Genomic DNA, 3,418 nt, shown 5'->3' with positions numbered 1-3,418 from the left:
AAAAATCATCTACTTGGCAGAAAAGTGTTGTAAGATATTCCATGTTAAAGGGCTTTTGTGATGGTTTGTTTCGTCAAAACAGTAGATTATCACAATTGCTCTTTATTTTTTAGTGGGGTGCTTATCCCGAACTCAGGTTATACTACTTTTTTCACTTCTCCGACGATAGAACATGCCGACAGCATCGACTGTTTCAGCCAGCAATATGCAAAGCATTCAAGATATTTTGCAGCCTTTAAATACGCATTAAACAAGCTAAAAATATAGACCAGATTTTTTCGCAATTTAAAAAATCAAAATAAAAAAGATTGATGTATTGTTTTTAAATTTAAATAATAAACCATCATCAGAGGCGCATCTTAATTTATGGAGAAACGATTATGTATTTTGTTGATAATAAAGACATCACCGACCCTAGCGTCAATATCGCTTTGGAAACGTATTTGGTGGAGAATCGCTTAAGCGATGAGCCGATGCTGCTGTTTTACATCAATGAACCCTCGATTATCATCGGGCGCAATCAAAACACGATTGAAGAAGTCAATCAGCGCTATGTGGAAGAACAGGGCATTCATGTGGTGCGACGGATGTCGGGCGGCGGTGCGGTGTATCATGATTTGGGCAATTGTTCGTTTTGCTTTATTCAGGAGGAAAACGGCATGGCGCGCGATTTCGCCGCTTTTACCCGCCCGGTAATTGAGGCTTTGCATCAAATGGGCGCGAGCGGCGCGGAATTGGCGGGGCGCAATGATTTGCTGATTGAGGGCAAGAAATTCTCCGGCAATGCGATGTATGTGCGCAATGGGCGGATGACGGCGCACGGCACGATTTTATTCGATTCGGATTTGGATGCGGTAACGGCGGCGCTGAAGCCGCGTGCGGATAAGGTGGAGTCGAAGGGGATTAAATCGGTGCGCAGCCGCGTGAGCAATCTCAAGCCCTATTTGGCGGCGGAATTTCAGCAAATGGATACGCGTGCTTTCCGCGATTTTCTATTACTGAAGATTTTCGGTGTGAGCGAGCGTGCGCAAGTCAAGGAATATGTGCTGACGGAGGAGGATTGGCAGAAAGTGGCGGCGATTCGCGCCGAGCGCTTCGGCAATTGGGATTGGAATTACGGACGTTCGCCGGCATTTAGCATTCAGCGTTATCATAAATTCCCGATTGGCGCGGTGGATTTTCGTTTTAATGTTGAGCGCGGCGTGGTGCAGTCGATTCGCATCTTCGGCGATTTTTTCGCTTTGGGTGAGATTGCCGATGTGGAGCAGGCCTTGACGGGAGTGCTGTATCGCCGCGATGCGGTGGAAGAAGTATTTAAGCGCCTAGATGTCAAACAGTATTTCGGCAATATCGAAGCCCGCGAATTGGTGGATTTGTTTGTAGGCTAAATGATGAGGGATAGGGTTTTGGCGCGGCGGGTCTTGGATCATCTGCTGGCGCATTACGGGCGGCAATATTGGTGGAACAGCAGACATCGGCTTGAAAATTGGCTGTCTATGATTTTGATTCAGCGCAGGACTGAGGCGAATGCCAAACGTGCTTTGGAGTGCCTGATTGCCGCCGATGCCGTGAATGTGACGGATTTGCTCGCCATGCCCTTGTCCGATTTGCAGGCGTTTATCCGTTCGGCGGGTTTTTATCGGCAAAAGGCGGTATACATTAAGGCGGCGATGCAATCGTTTGCCGATTATGATGCGGATTTTTCGCGTTTTAAACGACGCGATACTGCGGATTTGCGGCAGGAATTGCTGAATATTAAAGGCGTGGGACAGGAAACGGCGGATTGTATGGTACCTTAACGTCAAAATGAGATTGAGAGATACACATTTCATCAGGAGAAGCGCCTGAAATAATCTCATTTTGACGTTAAGAGACTATATGCTGCTCTATCTTTTTGAGCGCAAAGTATTTGTGGCGGATCAATATGCCATCCGCCTGTTTAAACGTCTAAATTTAGGCAAAATCAAGTGCTTTTTTAAAAATATTTCCCTTTTATATATCCTGCCGTTTCGGCAGCAGTATCCCTGTTTTTTTCTAAAAGAGAAACAATATCTTGAAATACTCCTAAACGAGGTTTTCTCTCGCCTTGCGCCCATTCACGCACGCGGCGCGAATCTACTCCTAAGTCTCTAGCTAGATTACTTTGCCATTGATCGCCGTAAAGGACTTTACCTGCTCTTTCTAAGTCTTCAGGGTTAAAGTTGACCGTCATTTCTGTTTTATCCATATCTCATCCTAAAAGCACTATTATTGCCTATTTTTAGGCTTTTCCTAGTTCGTTTTAATTTAAACCACAAACTCAACATAATCCATCGCTGGTGCTTCGCCCGGCAGTTCTCTCGTTGTTGTATCGTAATAGACGGTTTTGCCGGTCTCGGCACTGCTGTGCAGAATCATCTCTATACCATTTGGTATCAGCGCTACCAACACATCGCCGCGTTTGCCCATAATCTTTGCCATAGCGCGTGGGTGAGCGGCAAAAAGGCTGTTAAATTGCTGATAAAGGTTCATGCTATATTTTTTTGTTTTTTATAGGCTTCTAGAGCGGCGATAAATAAGGCATTATTTGCCAAGCCTTGCTCTGTGGCGATACGCTCGAATTCCTCGACGACGGCTATCGGCAGTTTAAAGGCTTTGAGCTTGACATCTCGCCGAGCATCGCTTTCTGCCTGTATTTGATTGCGTGTTTTTGCCATTTGCTTTTCCCTGTGTTTTTGTTATGATTGAAAGAGGTGGGAGCTAATCCCACCCGTTCTCGTTACCAAGCTGCTTGCGACAGCATAAGTAGCGTTAGTAGAACGATTATTTTAATGACTGCATTCATCGGATAATCCTTTCTAACCCCCCATCGAAAGTTGGGGGTTTACTTTATCAGCACCTTGCTGATGTTGTGCATTATAGGTTATCCTACCAAATAATGCAAATATTTCACCTTGCTTTCCCTTTGTTATTTACAAAAACATCTATTTAAAATAACGGGTCAACACACGTACGGCGTTTTATCCTCCAACCCTGTATCAATGCTCGCGCCATGCGCCGCTCCCCTTATCTACTATAGTCGGAGAAGTGAAAAAGTAGTACAAGGCGGCGAGCCGCAGACACTACAGATAGTACGGCAAGGCGAGCCAACGCCGTAATACTTTTTCAATTCTTTGACTATACTCAAAAGATTACAGACAAATGATATTGGACAAGCTGGCATCAGGTCATAGCTACAGAAAGCTTGTTGAAGAATATCGACTCAGTGCAACAAGCATTCAACGTTGGAAGAAAAGCATATAGTCAAGAAAATCAAAAAGAGTTACAAATCCATAGGAAGTAAAAGAATAGTTTATCGATGCAATCTAAGCGCCAATCCTTGCGTTTACGTTTAAGCCAAGCCCACGTTTTCTCGATTGGCTTCAGATCCGGACTGTAT

Annotated in this window: 5 protein-coding genes; 2 read left to right on the top strand and 3 right to left on the bottom strand. The window is 44.8% G+C overall.

Features of this window, described 5'->3' with window-relative positions; all coding sequences use genetic code 11:
* The first annotated feature begins 380 nt into the window (after positions 1-380).
* Positions 381-1,388, top strand: a complete 1,008-nt coding sequence (lplA, locus tag ACJHVI_RS10640; RefSeq protein ID WP_483184716.1) for a lipoate--protein ligase — start codon at positions 381-383, stop codon at positions 1,386-1,388.
* Positions 1,389-1,799 (top strand): hypothetical protein, encoded by a 411-nt coding sequence (locus tag ACJHVI_RS10635; RefSeq protein ID WP_483184715.1) that lies wholly within the window; start codon positions 1,389-1,391, stop codon positions 1,797-1,799.
* 176 nt (positions 1,800-1,975) lie between these two features.
* Here the strand turns inward: ACJHVI_RS10635 and ACJHVI_RS10630 are convergent, their stop codons facing one another.
* The 3 genes from ACJHVI_RS10630 to ACJHVI_RS10620 are packed head-to-tail and all read right to left on the bottom strand — an operon-like array spanning position 1,976 to position 2,696.
* Positions 1,976-2,227, bottom strand: coding sequence for a helix-turn-helix domain-containing protein (locus ACJHVI_RS10630; protein WP_483184714.1), 252 nt, complete (start codon positions 2,225-2,227; stop codon positions 1,976-1,978).
* A gap of 59 nt (positions 2,228-2,286) precedes the next feature.
* The gene (locus ACJHVI_RS10625) at positions 2,287-2,511 is read right to left on the bottom strand and encodes a hypothetical protein (RefSeq protein ID WP_483184713.1); all 225 of its coding nucleotides are present in this window, start codon (positions 2,509-2,511) and stop codon (positions 2,287-2,289) included.
* Complete coding sequence (locus ACJHVI_RS10620; RefSeq protein ID WP_483184712.1) at positions 2,508-2,696, bottom strand: ribbon-helix-helix protein, CopG family; 189 nt, start codon at positions 2,694-2,696, stop codon at positions 2,508-2,510. The genes ACJHVI_RS10625 and ACJHVI_RS10620 overlap by 4 nt, the downstream gene beginning before the upstream one ends.
* Positions 2,697-3,418: the final 722 nt, after the last annotated feature.

Source organism: Suttonella sp., from assembly GCF_056855035.1.
Note: the sequence above shows the minus strand (reverse complement) of the source record. Positions and strands in the feature narration are given on the sequence as shown.